The organism is Roseovarius salinarum (genome assembly GCF_002834145.1).
GTDB lineage: Bacteria > Pseudomonadota > Alphaproteobacteria > Rhodobacterales > Rhodobacteraceae > Roseovarius > Roseovarius salinarum.
On sequence record NZ_PHNT01000013.1, the window covers coordinates 41,378 to 58,181 of the forward strand.

7 protein-coding genes are annotated in these 16,804 nt (G+C 69.9%); 6 read left to right on the plus strand and 1 reads right to left on the minus strand.

Annotation, left to right across the window (positions count from 1 at the left end):
- Positions 1-312 precede the first annotated feature (312 nt).
- On the plus strand, positions 313-1,305 hold the full coding sequence (locus tag CEF10_RS12215) for a glycosyltransferase family 2 protein (RefSeq protein ID WP_101068453.1): 993 nt from the start codon (positions 313-315) through the stop codon (positions 1,303-1,305).
- A 5-nt stretch (positions 1,306-1,310) separates the two neighbouring features.
- On the opposite strand, the gene CEF10_RS12220 is transcribed toward CEF10_RS12215, so the two are convergent.
- Positions 1,311-2,033, minus strand: a complete 723-nt coding sequence (locus tag CEF10_RS12220; RefSeq protein WP_101068501.1) for a WecB/TagA/CpsF family glycosyltransferase — start codon at positions 2,031-2,033, stop codon at positions 1,311-1,313.
- 225 nt (positions 2,034-2,258) lie between these two features.
- Here CEF10_RS12220 and CEF10_RS12225 point away from each other — a divergent pair, with 225 nt between their 5' ends.
- The 5 genes from CEF10_RS12225 to CEF10_RS12245 all read left to right on the plus strand — a co-directional run bounded on the left by CEF10_RS12225 (position 2,259) and on the right by CEF10_RS12245 (position 16,802).
- On the plus strand, positions 2,259-3,674 hold the full coding sequence (locus CEF10_RS12225) for a hypothetical protein (RefSeq protein WP_101068454.1): 1,416 nt from the start codon (positions 2,259-2,261) through the stop codon (positions 3,672-3,674).
- Between the two features lie 301 nt (positions 3,675-3,975).
- On the plus strand, positions 3,976-10,437 hold the full coding sequence (locus CEF10_RS12230) for a type I polyketide synthase (protein WP_101068455.1): 6,462 nt from the start codon (positions 3,976-3,978) through the stop codon (positions 10,435-10,437).
- A 4-nt stretch (positions 10,438-10,441) separates the two neighbouring features.
- A complete protein-coding gene (locus tag CEF10_RS12235) occupies positions 10,442-11,452 on the plus strand; it encodes a glycosyltransferase family 2 protein (RefSeq protein ID WP_101068456.1) in 1,011 nt (336 codons plus the stop codon).
- Complete coding sequence (locus tag CEF10_RS12240) at positions 11,449-16,086, plus strand: MupA/Atu3671 family FMN-dependent luciferase-like monooxygenase (protein WP_101068457.1); 4,638 nt, start codon at positions 11,449-11,451, stop codon at positions 16,084-16,086. Before CEF10_RS12235 ends, CEF10_RS12240 begins: the two co-directional genes overlap by 4 nt.
- Positions 16,083-16,802 carry a 4'-phosphopantetheinyl transferase family protein gene (locus CEF10_RS12245; protein ID WP_101068458.1) on the plus strand — a complete coding sequence of 240 codons (720 nt, stop codon included), beginning with the start codon at positions 16,083-16,085 and terminating at the stop codon, positions 16,800-16,802. The genes CEF10_RS12240 and CEF10_RS12245 overlap by 4 nt, the downstream gene beginning before the upstream one ends.
- Positions 16,803-16,804: the final 2 nt, after the last annotated feature.

Below are 16,804 nucleotides of genomic sequence, written 5' to 3' on the forward strand. Positions count from 1 at the left end.
CGGCCGCGGGATCCCCGCCGCTTGCAACTGGCGCCGATTGTCGGCCAGATACGGGGACGGCAGAGGCGGCAACACGGTTTGGCATGGCATCCGGCACCATCTGCAATTCCTGCGTACCGGACCCGCTGACGGGGGACGGCGGATGAAGCCCACCCACAACACCTTGCGACGTCTGCGCCGGGCCACCTGCGGCAAAGACCGGCGCAGCGTCGCCCCCCGGACCTTCGAGGTCGGCGTCGTGAACCCCGACCGGCTGCATGGCCGCGCAGCGCGGTCGAACAGGTTTGCCCGGCCAATGGCACCGTTGTTCGCATGACCGCCGAAACCTCCCAACCCGCCAATGCACGCGTGGCCGCCGTGGTGATCGGCCGGAACGAGGGCGCGCGGCTGACCGCCTGCCTCGAGTCGCTCGACGGTGAAACGGCGCGTGTCGTCTACGTCGACTCGGGATCGACCGACGGCAGCATCGAACGTGCCCGGCAAGCCGGCGCCGAGGTCGTCGCGCTCGACCCCGCGCGGCCTTTCACGGCGGCGCGGGCGCGCAACGCGGGGCTCGCCGCACTGGGCGCCGACGCGCCCGCGTTCGTGCAGCTGATAGACGGCGACTGCGTCCTGCAACCCGGCTGGATCGCGACGGGGATGGCCACGCTCGATGCGCGGCCCGACGTCGCGGTGGTCTGCGGCCGCCGACGCGAAGCGCACCCCGAGGTCTCGGTCTACAACCGCCTGTGCGACATCGAATGGCGCGGCCCGGCCGGCGAGGTGCGCGCCTGCGGCGGGGACGCGCTGGCCCGCGTGGCGGCCCTTCGTGCGGTCGACGGTTTCGACGAAGCCCTGATCGCGGGGGAAGAACCGGATCTGTGCGTGCGGCTTCGCGCGAACGGCTGGCGCATCCACAGGCTGGACGCCGAGATGACATTGCACGACGCGGCAATGACGCGGTTCGCGCAATGGTGGCAGCGCAACCGCCGGGCCGGCCATGCGTTCGCCGAGGGGGCGGCCCGGCACGGCGCCCCGCCCGAGCGCCACTGGGTCCGCGAGGCGCGCCGCGCGTTGGCGTGGGGCGCGGGGCTGCCCGTGGCAATCGCACTCGCCGCGTTGATCCAGCCGTGGGCGCTGACCGCCGTCGCGCTCTACCCCCTGCAGGTCGTCCGCCTCGCGGTCCGGGAAGGCCCGGCACGGCGGGCCGCGTGGGAATGGGCCGCCTTTACCGTTCTGGGCAAATTCGCAGAGGCCGCCGGCGCGCTGGGCTACCATGCGGGCCGGCTGCGCGGCCGTCGGAAAGGGCTCATCGAATACCGTTAGCCCGCCTACCGCGGCGTCACGAAGCGCTGGCGCGCCGCGCGCGCGATCTGGCCAGGCAGGATGGCGAAGCACCGGGCATAGCGCGGGCCAAGGCGGCGGACATCGCCGCCGAGCCGCCAAAGCCATTCCAGCGCCAGCCGCCGCATCCAGGGGGGCGCCCGCCGTTGCCGCCCGGCGAGGAAGTCGAGACCCGCGCCGATGCAGGCGAAACCGACGCCGGGTGCCCGATGGCGGCCCCTTGCGGCAAGACGTTCCTGTTTCGGCGCACCCAGTGCCACGAAACAAAGGCCGATGCCCTGCCCGGCAATGTCGACCAGCAGACGCTCGGCCGCAGGCCCGTCCGGGTCGAAGCCCATGGGCGGGGCATGACGCCACGCAATGCGCAGGCCCGGCACCCGATCCTCGAGTGCCGCGGCGGCCCCCGCCAGCGTCTCATCATCGCTGCCCACCAGTGCCACGGAGACCCCGGCTCCCGCGGCGAGTCGGCACAGCGGGACGATCATGTCGGAGCCCGGCATCAGTTCCACCGGTCGCCCCGCCAACCGGGCGAGCCACGCAACCGGGCGGCCATCGGCGACCACGAGATCCTGCCGCGCGTAAGCCTCGGCAAAGGTCGGATCGGCCCCGATCTTGACCAGGTGATCGAGATTGAGCGTCGCCAGCGCGAACCCCCGGCCCGTTTCGAAGCGGTGCTCGATCTCGTCGCTCAACTGCGCGAAGCTGCGCATGTTGATCCTCACGCTGCGATTCTTGACGAAGAACTTCACGGGCGTGCCACTCTTCCGGAACACCGGGAAACCATAGTCACGGCATGGCGGGGCGTGAAGGCAAAACCGCCCCATTCCCGACAACACGAGGCCACAGCGGCCCTATGAACTGCGCCGCGTCGCAACCATCGCTTTGACGGCTCAGAAGACGGGAATAGACTGGGCCGGGCGCGGGAACGAAGGTCAATGCCGAACACGCTGTCCTATCTCATGTTGATGCTCTGGCCGTTGGTCTGCATCGGTCTGTTCCGGCGGCTGGCAATCGAGCGCGCGATCGTCTGGAGCCTTCTCGGCGGCTACCTTCTCCTGCCGGAGCAGGCACAGTTCGATTTCCCGCTGGTGCCCGATTTCGACAAGGAAACGATCCCCAGCCTGTGCGCATTCGCCTTCTGCCTGCTGACCGCAGGACGCCGGGTTCAGCTTTGGCCTGCCTCGCCGGTCGTGGGGGGGCTGATGATCCTGTTCCTGTTCGGCGTCGTCCCGACGGTGCTGACCAACACGGATCCGATCATCTTCCGCTCGATTCTGAACACCGAGCCGCTGGTGTTCGAATCCGGCAGGCTGCCCGGGCTGCGCTGGATTGACGTTCTGTCGGTCATGTCGACGCAGGCGATCGTGCTCATGCCCTTCGTGCTGGGACGGGCCTTCCTGTCATCGGCGACGGGGATGCGCGAACTGCTGCTTGCGCTCGTTGTCGGCGGGCTCGCCTATTCGCTGCCTGCACTGTTCGAGATCCGCATGAGCCCGCAACTCAACATCTGGATCTACGGCTTCTTCCAGCACGATTTCAGCCAGATGATGCGCGGTGGCGGGTTCCGCCCCATCGTGTTCCTGCAACACGCGCTGTGGCTCGCGTTCTTCCTGGTGACGGCGGCGATCTCGGCGGCGGCGCTCGCCCGGACGGCCGAAGGGCGCAACCGCCGGCGGTTCCTCGTCGCCGCGTTCTACCTCGTCGCGGTCGTCTACCTCGGCAAGAGCCTTGCGCCCCTCGCCTATGCCCTGGCGTTGACGCCGCTGGTGTTGCTGGTGCCGCCACGCGCGCAGTTGACGCTGGCGGTCCTGATGGCCGCGGTCGCTGTCGTCTACCCGGTGCTGCGCGACTACGGCCTGGTGCCGCTGGACACGCTTCTGGCCTGGGCCCGGGCCATCGACCCGGATCGCGCGCAATCGCTGGGCTACCGGTTCCGCAACGAGGAGATGCTGCTCGACCGCGCGCACGAGAAATGGCTTTTCGGCTGGGGCGGCTGGGGCCGCAACCTGGTGCGCGACCCGACAACCGGCGAGGATTGGAGCGTCCCCGACGGTGAATGGATCATCGTCTTCGGCACCTTCGGTTGGCTTGGCTACCTTGCCAAGATGGGGCTTCTGGCGGTGCCGCTGGCCATGCTTTGGCGGCGCGCGGGTCCGAACGCCGCGCCGCACGCGGCCGCGCTGGCGGTGATCCTCGGGGTCACAATGGTGGACATGTTGATCAACGCGATCCTCACGCCCTATACGTGGCTGATCGCCGGGGCCATCCTGGGCCATGCGGAGCGGCTCGCGCAGGAAAGGCCCGATGCCGCGGCGGGACGCCGCCGGTCGGGTGCCCCGATCCTGCATTAGGCGCCGGTCCCGATCATTACGGCAGGCGTGATGATTCGCGGCCACTGGACCGGGGAAAGACCGATTGTTGACGCTTCGGCATCAGTCCCGGTCACAAAGTCATCCTGTTGATACAAGGCGCAAGACGGCCACCCGCGCAGAACAAAGATTATACCACAATATCAATACCTTGCAGAACACCTGCGGCACAGTGCCGGTAGCCCCTAGGCAAGCTGCCCGCTCTGGGGTGAAATGGAAGGCGCTCGCGGACTCTTGGGGCGGGGAAAGCCGGGCAGTGAACGAATACAGTAGCTGACCGAAAATGCCGGAAGATTTCGCAATCGTTGGGATGTCGCTCAAGGTGCCGGGCGCGCAGAACGCAGACGCGTTCTGGCGCAATCTTGCTGCGGGCACGGAAAGCATCGTGACGCTCGACGAGGACCGGCTTGCCGCCGCAGGCGAAAGCCGCGCGCGGATGGCCGACCCCGATTACGTCGCATCCTCCGCGCCGCTGGACCGCTTCGACCATTTCGATGCCGAATTCTTCGGTTTCGGCCCGAAGGACGCAGCCATTCTTGACCCGCAGCACCGCAAGTTCCTCGAGGTATGCTGGGAAGCGATGGAACAATCGGGGCACGTTCCCGAGCGGTTCGGCGGCGACATCGGCGTCTACGCCGGCTGCGGCATGGGCAGTTACTTCTATTTCAACATCTGCTCGAACCCGGATCTCGTCGACGATGTGGGCATGTTCCTGCTGCGTCACACGGGCAACGACAAGGATTTCCTCGCCACGCGCGTCAGCCATGTCTTCGACCTCAGGGGACCGAGCGTGAACATCCAGACGGCCTGTTCAACCTCGCTGGTCGCCTTGCACTACGCCTGCCGGGCGCTGCGCGACGGCGATTGCGACATGGCGCTCGCGGGCGGCGTGACGATCGAGCTGCCGCAAGGCCGCGGCTACCTGGCCAAGGAAAACGAAATACTGTCACCCGATGGTCACTGCCACGCCTTCGATCACCGGGCGCAGGGCACCGTGTTCGGCAGCGGAGCGGGCGTCGTGGCCGTGCGGCGACTGTCGGATGCCATCGCCGACGGCGATCACATCTGGGCCGTGGTCAAGGGCACCGCCGTCAACAACGACGGCGCGGCCAAGGCGGGCTACCTCGCGCCCAGCGTGGACGGGCAGGCCGCGGCGGTGGCGCGTGCCCTCGACACCGCGAGGGTCGGGGCTGACACCATCGGCTATGTCGAATGCCACGGCACGGGCACCTACCTCGGCGATCCGATCGAGGTGGCCGCCCTGACCGAGGCATTCCGGCGCACCACGGCCGAAACCGGGTTCTGCCGCATCGGGTCGGTCAAGACGAACATCGGCCATCTGGACACCGCCGCGGGCGTGGCCAGCCTGATCAAGGCCAGCCTCGCGCTGTATCACCGCCAGATCCCGCCCAGCCTGGGCTACGAGGCGCCAAACCCGGCGATCGATTTCGCGGCCAGCCCGTTCCGGGTGAACGACCGGCTGACGGACTGGCCCGGCGGCAGCCACCCGCGCCGGGCCGGGGTCAACTCCCTCGGCGTGGGCGGTACCAATGCGCATGCCGTGCTGGAGGAGCCGCCGGAGCGTGGCCCGTCGGAAGAATCGGACTGGCCGTTCCATGCCCTGTGCCTGTCGGCCCGCGGCAAGGCCGCGCTTGACGCAAATGCCGCGGAACTCGCCGCGCACCTGCGCGCCCATCCCGAGCAACCGCTGGCCGACGTGGCCCATACGCTCAAGCAGGGGCGCGCGGGCTTCGACGAACGCCGCGTCGTCGTGGCCGAGAGCCAAGCGGAAGCTGCCGATTTGCTGGAGCAGGGCGATCCGCGCCGCGTCTTCACGCACAGGCGGTTGGGCGCCGACCCGGACGTGGTGTTCATGTTCCCCGGCGGCGGGGCACAATACCCCGGAATGGCGCGAGACCTGTACGAGACCGAGCCGGTGTTCGCCGAGTGGATGGACCGGGGGCTGGATCACCTCCAGGCGCGGCTGGCTTACGATATCCGCGCGGTCTGGCTGCCCGACCCCGGCGACCACGCGGCAGCCGAGGCGCAGCTGCGTCAACCCTCGGTGCAGCTTCCGCTGATCATGATCGCAGAATACGCGCTGGCCCAGCTTTGGCTGTCATGGGGCGTTCGGCCCACCGCGCTGATCGGTCACAGCATGGGGGAAAACACCGCCGCCGCGGTCGCCGGGGCCATCGGGTTCGAGGACTGCATCGACCTTGTGCTTCTGCGCGGCCGGCTGTTCGACACCGTGCCGGCGGGCGGCATGCTGGGGGTGGGTCTGCCAACCGACGAACTGGCCGCGGTCATCGGGAACGATCTGGACATCGCCAGCGTGAACGCCGCGGATTTCTGCACGGTCTCGGGCCCGACCGAGCGGCTGGACGCGCTGCGCGGCCAACTCGAGGCGCGCGGAATCGACTGCCAGCCGGTCAACATCGACATTGCAGCGCATTCGCGGATGCTCGATCCCGTCCTGCCGGAATTCCGGACGTTCCTCGCCGGTCTGGACCTCGCCGCCCCGCGCATCCCCTTCGTGTCCAACCGCACCGGCGACTGGATCACGCACGGGCAGGCCACCGACCCGGACTACTGGGTCGGGCAACTGCGCAACACGGTGCAGTTCGCGCGCGGCATGGCTTGCCTGTCTAACAAGCCCGATCGCGTGTTCCTGGAGGTCGGGCCGGGCCGCGCGATGACATCGCTGGCGCAGATGGATCCGGCCGTCGGCCCCGAACGCGTGCTCGGCTCGCTGCGCCACCCGGACGAGAAGATCGCCGACGACAAGTTCTTCGTGGGCGTGATCGGCCGGCTCTGGGCCACAGGGGTGGAGGCCGACTGGAGCCAGATATGGGGAGACCAGCGGCGCAACCGGGTCGTGTTGCCCACCTATGCCTTCCAGTCCAGGCGCTACTTCATCGAGCCGGGGCAAGCCCGCACCGCCCCCGACGCCGAAGACGTGGCGCGCAACGACGACGTGGGCAACTGGGGCTACCGCCCTTTGTGGAAACCGCGCTACGCCGATTGCGCGGCGGATGCGCTGCATACCCTGTCGGCCGACGCACCGAAGACGTGGCTGTTCTTCGCCGACGAAACGGGGCTGGCCGAAGCGGCGGCGGAGCGGCTGCGCGGCGCTGGTCACACCGTGCTCCTGGTGCGCGCGGGCGACAGTTTCGTGCGGCACGACGCCGAGACCTACACGCTTGCGCCCGAGCAGGGGCGCGAAGGCTACGAGGCACTCGTCGAGGCGCTGGTCGCCGACGGGCACATGCCCGACAGGATCGGCCATTTCTGGCTTGTGACCGAGGCGGAGACACACCGCCCCGGCAGCGATTTCTTCACCCGCAACATGGAGCAGGGCTTTTACAGCCTGATGCACCTTGCCCAGGCACTCGAGGCAGCGGGTCGTCCTGAGGCGCTGCACCTGACGGTGTTCACCACCGGGGCCGCGCGGGTGACGGACGAGGCCCTGCCTGACCCCGAGAAGGCCACGATCGCCGGACCGGCGGGCGTCATCCCGAAGGAACTGCCGGGGATGACCGTCACCACGGTCGATCTCGCGCCCGCGCCAGCAGCCCGGCGCCCCGGGCTGCTCAACCGGCTGACGCCCGGACAGCGGGGCCAGGCGTCCCCGGGGGGCGAGCGGCTGGACAGCGTGCTCGAGGAACTTCTTGCAACGCCATCCAACGCGGTGGCGGCCCATCGCGGCACTCGCCGGTTCGAGCGGGACTGGACGGCATCGCCCCTTCCCGCGCCGGACACCGCGAACGTACCCGGGGTGCGCGCAGGCGGCACCTACCTGATAACTGGCGGCTTGGGTGGCATCGGCTTGACCATCGCGCGCGCGCTCGCCTGTGGGGGCGCGGGCGAGATCGTGCTGCTCGCGCGCAGCCCGCTGCCGCCGCGCGACCGCTGGGCGGCGATATCGGCAGAAGGAACCCCGCAAGGCCCGACGCAACGCCGGATCGCCGCGATCCGCGGGATCGAGGCGGAAGGCGCCACGGTGCGCGTGGAGACAGCGGATGTCTGCGACGTCGAGCAGATGGCGCGCATCGTCGCACGCACGCGCACCGAAACGGGTGGCATCGACGGCGTGATTCACGCCGCAGGCACGATCGACGACGCCCCGCTTCTGGGCAAGGAACCCGCCGACGTCGAGCGGGTCTTCGCGCCCAAGATCAATGGCGTGCGCGTGATCGACCGGGTTTTCGCGGACGGGGAGCTGGATTTTCTCGTCCTGTTTTCATCGACCAGCACGGTCACGCAACCGGAGGGGCAGATCGACTATGTCGCGGCCAATGCCTTTCTCAACGCCTATGCCGACGCCCGAAAGGGCGACAAGACGCATGTCCTGGCGCTGAACTGGGGCATCTGGGCCGAGGTCGGCATGGCCGCCGAAGCGCTGGCGGCCCCCACCGAAGCGGCCGACTGGCAACCGCTGGACCGGCCGCTGCTGCATGAAAGCCGGGTGGCGGAAGATGGGGAGCAGGCGTTCCGGGTCTCTCTGTCGGACAGCACGGACTGGGTGCTCGACGACCACCGCACCATGGACGGCACGGCCGTCCTGCCCGGCACGGCCTATGTCGAGCTTGCCCTGGAAAGCCATCTCGCAGCGGGTGGCACGCTGCCGCTGGAAATCCGTGATCTGGTTTTCCTGCGCCCGGTAGTGGCGCAGCGCGACGGGCGCGCCGCGATACAGACGCGGTTGCAGCCTGCGGGCGGGGCAACGGCATTCGAGACGCGCAGCCCCCACAGCGTGGACGGTCAAACCGGCACGGTGCTCAATGCGCAGGGGGTGATCGCGCCGGCGGCGTCCGCGGATACCCTTCCGCCGGTGGACCTTGCCGCGGTGGCGGCGCGCTGCACGACACCCTCGCGCCATGAGGGCGCGGACGGTTTCAAGTCGCCCCAGGAAGCGCACCTGCGGTTCGGCCCGCGCTGGCGGGTCGTCCACGAGGCATGGCTTGGCGAAGGCGAAGGGATCGCCCGCATCACCCTGCCGCCGGATCATGCCGACGATCTCGAGACCGGGTTCGTCGCGCACCCGGCGATGCTCGACCTCGCGACCGGGTGGGCCATGGAACTGATCGACGGCTATGCGCCGGACCGGCTCTGGGTGCCCGTCTCCTACGGCACGATCCGCCTCGACCGGCCCTTGCCGGGGCGGTTGTTCAGCTGGATATCGCGGCGGGAGGAAACGGACGGGCCGGCCGGCGTCGCCGCCTTCGACGTGACCCTATGCGACGAGGACGGGGCCGTGGTCGGCCGGATCACCGATTTCCAGATGCAACGCCTCGACACGCCCTTGGCGTTGTCGGACCTTCCCCCGGTTCGGCCAGACGACCTGGAGCCGGACACGCCCGCCACCTCGCCGCAAACCGACGCGACCCGGCGCATGCAGCGGCTCGTGGCGCTCGGCATCCGGCCCGGGGAAGGCGCGGAGGCGTTCCGCCGGACGCTGGCCACGCATGCCGCGCAAGTGGTGGTTTCCCCCGTCGCGCCCGCGCAACTGATCGCGCAGGCCGCGCCCACCTCCGATGCGGCGGCCACCAGCGGGCCGAGCTTCGAACGCCCCGATCTGGACAGCGCCTACGCCCCGCCCGAAACCGCGATCGAGACGCGGCTTGCGCAGCTGTGGCAGGAACTGCTGGGCGTCGGAGAAATCGGCGTCGACGACAGCTTCTTCGACCTTGGCGGCCATTCCCTGCTGGCGGTCCGGCTGTTCGCGGCGGTCAAACGCGAGTACGGCGTGCAGTTCCCGATCTCGGTGCTGTTCGAGGCCCCCACGGTCCGCGCCTGCGCCGCGCTGATCGAGGCACGCACCGGCGGCCCCGATCCCGTTGCGGACGACGGCCCCGATGACGCGGCCACGGGCGCGGACGACATCTTTCGTCACGCCGTCGCGCTGAACGGGCGCGACGCCGGCCACGGCACCCCGCTGTTCATCGTGGCAGGAATGTTTGGGAACGTGCTCAACCTTCGCCACCTTGCCCAGCGCCTGCCCCGGCGACCGGTATACGGGCTGCAGGCGCGTGGCCTGATCGGGGACGAGGCCCCGCACGACACGATCCCCCAGGCCGCCACCGACCACATCGCCGAGATGCGGCGCATCCAGCCTGCGGGCCCGTACCTTCTGGCCGGTTTTTCGGGCGGCGGCATCACCGCCTACGAGATCGCCCGCCAACTCGAGGCCGCGGGCGAGACGGTGGCGCTGCTGGCGCTGCTCGACACGCCCCTGCCCGTTCGACCGGCGCTTGCGCGCGCCGACAAGGCGATGATCAAGCTGGCGGAATTCCGGCGCAAGGGCGCGCGCTACCTGCTGCAATGGGCCGCCGACCGCTGGGCGTGGGAAATGCACAAGCGTACTGGCCCACAGGCAGACAACGACGCCGAGGGACAGTTCAACAACCGCCGGATCGAAACGGCCTTCCGCCGGGCGGTCGCGGCCTACAGGCTGGCGCCGTGGGATGGGCCGGCAGTGCTGTTCCGCCCGCCGCTCGACCGGCACTGGAAGGTCACGGGCGGGAACTGGGTCAGCCGGCAGCGCGAATACGTCTTCGAGGACAACCAGTGGACGCCCTGGATGCCCAACCTGAAAGTCGTCGAGGTGCCCGGCGACCATGACAGCATGGTGCTGTCACCCAACGTCCGCGTCCTGGCGCGCCGCCTGTCCGAGGAGATCGAGGCGGCGGAGGCATCGCCCGAGCGGCGCCGCGGTTGGCCCGACAGACCGGCGGCGGAGTGAGATCATGACACCAAGCGTACTGACGATCATCCTGAACTACCGCACGCCCGAGCTGACGCTCAGGGCCGCCGAAGCCGCGGTGCGCGAGATGGAGGGCATCCGCGGCGAGATCGTGGTCGTCGACAACGGGTCGGCCGACGACTCGGTCGAATGGCTGGCGGCCGCCTTCGACGCGCGCGGCTGGACACGGTCGGGCGCGGTCACCTTCAAGCAGACGGGCCGCAACGGCGGCTTCGGCGCCGGCAACAACTTCGCCATTCGCGCAGGCATGTCGGACGGGTCGGCGCCGGATTTCGTCTACCTGCTCAATTCCGACGCGTGGCCGCAGCCCGGGGCGATACGGCGGCTGCTCGACCACGTGACGTCGGATCGCGCCTGCGGGATCGCCGGCAGCTTCATCGAGGGCCCCGACAAGACACCGCACACCACGGCCTTCCGCTTCCCTTCGGCCGCCGGCGAATTCGAGGGGGCCGTGCGAACGGGCGTGGTATCGCGCCTGCTGCGCAAGTCGGTCGTGCCGCTGCCGATCCCCGACCGGACGACGCGCGTGGGCTGGGTGGCCGGCGCCTCGGCCATGATAAGGCGCCGCATGCTGGACGAGATCGGTCTCTTCGACGAGACCTTCTTCCTTTACTACGAAGAGACGGACCTTTGCCTGCGCGCCGCACGCGCCGGATGGCAGACACACTACGTGCCCGCCAGCGTGGTCACCCATGTCGGGTCGGCCTCGACGGGAATGAAGCTGTGGCGGCGCACGCCGCGATACTGGTTCGACTCGCGGCTGCACTACTTCGTCAAGAACCACGGGCGCGCCTATGCCGCGGCGGCCACGCTGGCGCGCATGACGGGTGCCGCACTTTGGCGGATGCGCGTGGCGGTGTCGTCGCGACCGCTGGGCGACCCGCCGAACTTCCTTTGGGACCTCACGGCGCATTCGGTGCGTGGCATCCTGCGCCGGCCGTCCGCCGGAAACCGGCCACCGGCCCCACCAGCCATCGCGGAGAAGACGGAATGACCCGGTTCACCTGCATCCTTGTCGGCGACGAGACGCTGCTGATCGGCTGCGGCGACCAGCTTCGCGACTGTGGTCACGAGATCCTGGCCGTGGTCAGCCGCAACCCTGCCATCCGCGACTGGGCCAGCCACGAAGGCCTGCCCACCTTCGATGACGCAAACGCCCTGCGCGACGGCCCACGGGCCGACGGCGCCGACTGGCTGCTGAGTATCGCCAACCTGTCGGTCATCCCCGACGACGTGCGCGCGCTGGCCCGCCGCGGCGCGGTGAACTTTCACGACGGGCCGCTGCCGGGCTATGCCGGTTTGAACACGCCGGTCTGGGCACTCATGGCCGGCGAGACGAAGCACGGCGTGACGTGGCACATGATGGAGGGCGGCGTGGACACGGGCGATATCCTCGTGCAGCGCGAGATCGCCATCGAGCCGGGCGAAACCGCCCATTCGCTGAATTCGAAATGCTATGCCGCGGGTCTCGACAGCTTCGGTGCGGTTCTGGACGAGCTGGAGACCGGCCAGCCGCATCGCCGCCCGCAGGATCTGACGCAACGCGGCTACTTCGGCGCGCGGCACCGCCCGCCCGCCGGTGGTCGGCTGGATTTCGCGCGCCCGTCGGACGATCTGGCACGCACCGTCCGGGCGCTCGATTTCGGAGGCTACTGGAACCCCGTCGCGCGGCCGCGTTTCACGGCCGGAGGGCGGGCTTTCTTCGTCGGCACAGCCGAGGCAATCGCCCGCACCGACGAGGCCGCGCCCGGGCGCGTTCTGGATTCCGCGGGTGGCCGGCTGGTGATTGCCACGCAGGACGGTGCCATCGCGCTGTCGTCCCTGACCGACGCGGCAGGCCGCCCGGTGCATCCGCAGGACATCGCGAAGGCGGGCCAGGTCCTGCCGTGCCCGTCGCCCGACGACGCCGATCGCCTGCGCGCCCTGGCTGCCGAACTGGCCGGCCATCAGGACCGCTGGCGCGACCGTCTGGCCGGCATGACCCCGGTCAACGTGCCCCTGGCCGGAGAGGCCGCGCACACGCCGAACTGGGCGGAAACGACCCTGCACTTGCCCCGTGGTTCGGACCGTGATGCTCGGATTGCGCTGCTCGCGCTCTGGGCGTTGCAGGGTGCGGGCCAGGTTGCAGCCGACGTTGCGATGGCCCACGCGGCGCTGTCGGAACGTGCCGCGGCCAGCCCCGATCAGCTCACGCCCTGGGTTCCGCTGCGCGCCGACACGACCGGATGCGCCACTTTCGGGGAACTGCGCGCGGCGATCGCGGCCGGGCTCGCCGAGACGGGCGGGACGCAAGGGTTCGCCCTGGACTTGCCGTCACGCGATCCGGCGCTCGACCCAGCGCAGATACCGGGCGTCGCGATCTCCGAGGGCGGGCGCCCCTTCGCCGGCCCCGCCATCCATGCATTCCTGCACAGCGACGGCACATGCAACCTGCACCTCGATCGCGCGCGGCTGTCCGACGCGGCGATCGAGCTGCTCGTGGCTCGGTTGGAGACGATGGTGACCCGCGCCGAGACGGGGGGCGACACGGATTCGCTCGCGCTCGACACGCTGAACGCGCTGCCCGACGCGGAACGCGCGATGCTCCTCGACGCCGGCGCAGGGCCGGAGGCCGCGTATGACGCGGCCCTCACCGTGCCACGCGACTTCGAACGCCAGGCCGCGGAGACACCCGAGGCGGTCGCGCTGGTCTTCGAGGACCGCGCGCTGACCTTTGATGACCTCAACGCGCAAGCCAACGCGGTGGCGTCCCGGCTCCGTGCCGCCGGCGTGGGTCCCGGGGTGGCGGTGGGCCTGTGCCTTCGGCGTTCTCTGGACCTCGTGATCGGGGCGCTGGCCATCATGAAGGCAGGCGGCGCCTATGTCCCGCTCGACCCCGAGTACCCCACCGAACGGCTGGCGCATGTCCTTGCGGACAGCCGGGCAACGGTGGTGTTGGCCCACCGGCAGACCGAGGCGTTGCTATCGCCGGTCAGCACGGATCGGGTTGTCCGGCTCGAAGACGCTTTGGCCCGAAAGCCCGCCGCGTCCGGAAACGTCGACGGCGGCGCCGGGCCGGACGACCCCGCTTACGTGATCTACACCTCCGGGTCGACGGGCACGCCAAAGGGCGTCGCCGTCGCCCACCGCAACCTCGCCAATTTCTTCCGCGGGATGGATGACCTCGTCGACCGAGAGGCCGGTTCCGTCTGGCTTGCAGTCACGTCGATCGCCTTTGACATCTCGGTGCTTGAGCTGTTCTACACGCTCGCCCGCGGCTTCAAGGTGGTGCTTGCCGGCGGCGAGATCCCGGCGGCCGTGGGCGGAACAAGCGTTCCCGTGTCGGATCGGCCGATGGAGTTCTCGCTCTATTACTGGGGCAACGACGACGGGCCGGGGCCGAAGAAATACGAGCTTCTCCTGGAAGGCGCGAAATTCGCCGACGCCAACGGCTTCGCCGCGATCTGGACCCCGGAGCGGCATTTCCACGCCTTCGGCGGCCCCTATCCCAACCCGGCGGTGTCGGGCGCCGCGGTCGCGGCGGTGACGGGCAACATCTCGGTGCGGGCCGGCAGCTGCGTGGCCCCGCTGCATCACCCCGCGCGGATCGCCGAGGACTGGGCGGTTATCGACAACCTGACCAGCGGGCGCGCGGGGCTGGCGCTGGCGTCGGGCTGGCACCCGGATGATTTCGTGCTGCGCCCCGAGAACACGCCGCCGCGCAACAAGCCGGCCCTGTTCGACACGATGCAGAAGGTGCGGGCGCTGTGGCGCGGCGAGGCGGTGGGCTTTCCCACCGAGACGGGCGAGATGCGCGAGGTGCGGACGCTGCCGCGCCCCGTTTCGGAGACGCTCGAATGCTGGGTGACGACGGCGGGCAACCCCGAGACGTGGCGGGACGCGGGCCGGCATGGCGCGCATGTGCTCACCCACCTTCTCGGCCAGACGATCGAGGAGGTCGCCGAGAAGATCAAGATCTACCACGGTGCGCTGCGCGAGGCCGGGCACGACCCGGACGACTTCAAGGTCACGGTCATGCTGCACACCTTCATCGCGCCCACCCGGGACGCCGCGCGCGAAACCGCACGCGGCCCGATGAAGGATTACCTGCGCAGCGCCGCCGGCCTCATCAAGCAATACGCATGGGCCTTCCCGGCCTTCAAGAAACCGCAGGGTGTGGAATCGCCCTTCGAGCTGGACCTCGGTGCGCTGGACGAGACCGAGATGGAGGCGATCCTGGACTTCGCGTTCGAGAGGTACTTCGAGGACGCGGGGCTTTTCGGCACCGTGGCCGATGGCGTCGCGCGGGCCGAGCAACTCAAGCGCATCGGGGTCGACGAGATCGCCTGCCTGATCGACTACGGCATCGCTCCCGAAACGGTGCTCGACGGGCTGCGCCCGCTGGCCGAGGTCATGCGCACGGCAAACACGCCCACGCAACCGGCCGAGGACGACCATTCCATCGCGGCACAGATCCTGCGCCACGGGGTCACACACATGCAGTGCACGCCGAGCATGGCGCGGCTACTGGCGATGAACGACGCCGCGCGCGGCGCCCTTTGGCACGTCAAGCAGCTGTTGCTGGGCGGCGAGGCCCTGCCCGGCGACCTTGTGGACGACCTGCGCGGTGCGACCAGCGCGCAGATCCTCAACATGTACGGACCGACCGAGACGACCATCTGGTCGAGCGCCGCGCGCGTGGATGGCGCCGTGGGCCATACCGCCCCCTTGGGCCGCGCCATCGCGAACACCGGGCTTTACGTCCTCGGCCCCGAAGGCGCGCTGGCGCCGACCGGCGTGCCCGGCGAACTCTTCATCGGCGGCGAGGGCGTGACACCGGGCTATTGGAAGCGCGACGACCTGACCGCGGAACGCTTCGTCGCAGACCCCTTCGCGACAAGGGGCGATGCGGCGCGGCTTTACCGCACCGGCGACCTTGTCCGCTGGTCGCCCGATGGCCGGCTCGACTTCCTCGGCCGTGCCGACGACCAGGTGAAGGTCCGCGGCCAGCGCATCGAGCTGGGCGAGATCGAAAGCTGCATGAAACGCTTCGCCGGCGTGCAAGAGGCCGTCGTGGTGGCCCGAGACAGAGCGGGGGGCGACACGCGGCTTGCCGGGTACTACACCGGCGCCGACCCGAGCGCCGCGGCCCGCCTGCGGGCGCACCTGCAAAGCTGCCTGCCCGAGGCGATGATCCCGGCCGACCTTGTCGCGCTCGACCGGATGCCACTTACCCCGAACCGCAAGATCGATCGTGCGGCGCTGCCCGACCCGGCCGCGCGGGACACCGACGCGCCGCCGCCGAGGGCGGCCGAGGGCGGATCGGACATGGAACGGACGCTGGCGGGTATCTGGGCCAGTGTGCTGGGCGTGCGCGACATCGCGCCCGACGACAACTTCTTCGACCTCGGGGGGCATTCGCTGCTCGCCGTGCAGGCGCACCGCGACATCCGCGCCCGCACGGGACACAGCACGCTGTCGATCACCGACATCTTCCGTTTCCCGGTGCTCAAGGACCTTGCCCGGCACATCGAGGGCCACGCCGAACCGGCACCGCCAGAGCCCGTGACAGCCGGCCCGGCGCGGGACACGACGATTTCCAAGCGGCGCGCAATGCGCGCCGGCCGGCGCGGCGGGCGCGGCACGTGACCGCCGGCGTGCACGATACCCTTGAGCAGGCCGTGCGCGGGCTGTTCGGCCCGCACGTCGGAATCGGCGTCACCGATCCGACGGCCCCGCCGGGGCCGCTTTACCCGGGTGAAGGCGCATCGATGGCGCACGCGCGAAGCCCACGCCGGCGGGAGTTCGCCGCCGGCCGGGCGGCGGCGCGCGCGGCGATGCGCCGGATCGGGCGGTCGCCCGCGCCCGTGCCGCCGGCGCCCGACAGGTCGCCGGTCTGGCCCCCGGGCATGGCCGGGAGCATCTCGCACAGTGACCGGCTGTGCCTTGCCGTGATCGCGCCGGAATGCGATCACCGAGCGCTCGGCGTCGATCTCGAACCGGCCGCCCCCCTCGAGGCCGACCTCTTCGCCACCGTCTGCACCGCGGCCGAGCGCGCCTGGCTCGACCGCCAGCCCGAACAACGGCGCGGGCATTTCGCGCGTGCGCTCTTCAGTGCCAAGGAATGTGCCTACAAGGCCCAGTATCCGATCAGCCGCCAAGTGCTGGATTTCCACGCGTTCGAAACCGAATTGGACTTCGCAACCGGCGTGTTCCGGGCCGCTTTCACCGGAGACGTGCCCGGCTTTCCGGCCGGCACCGTGCTTTCGGGGCGTCACACGGTGGCGGCAGGGCACATCGTCACCGCCCTCGCCTTGCCGCCGGTCGGCGCGGACCGGGCGCGCGTGGCGTGTGTCTCCGGATGAGC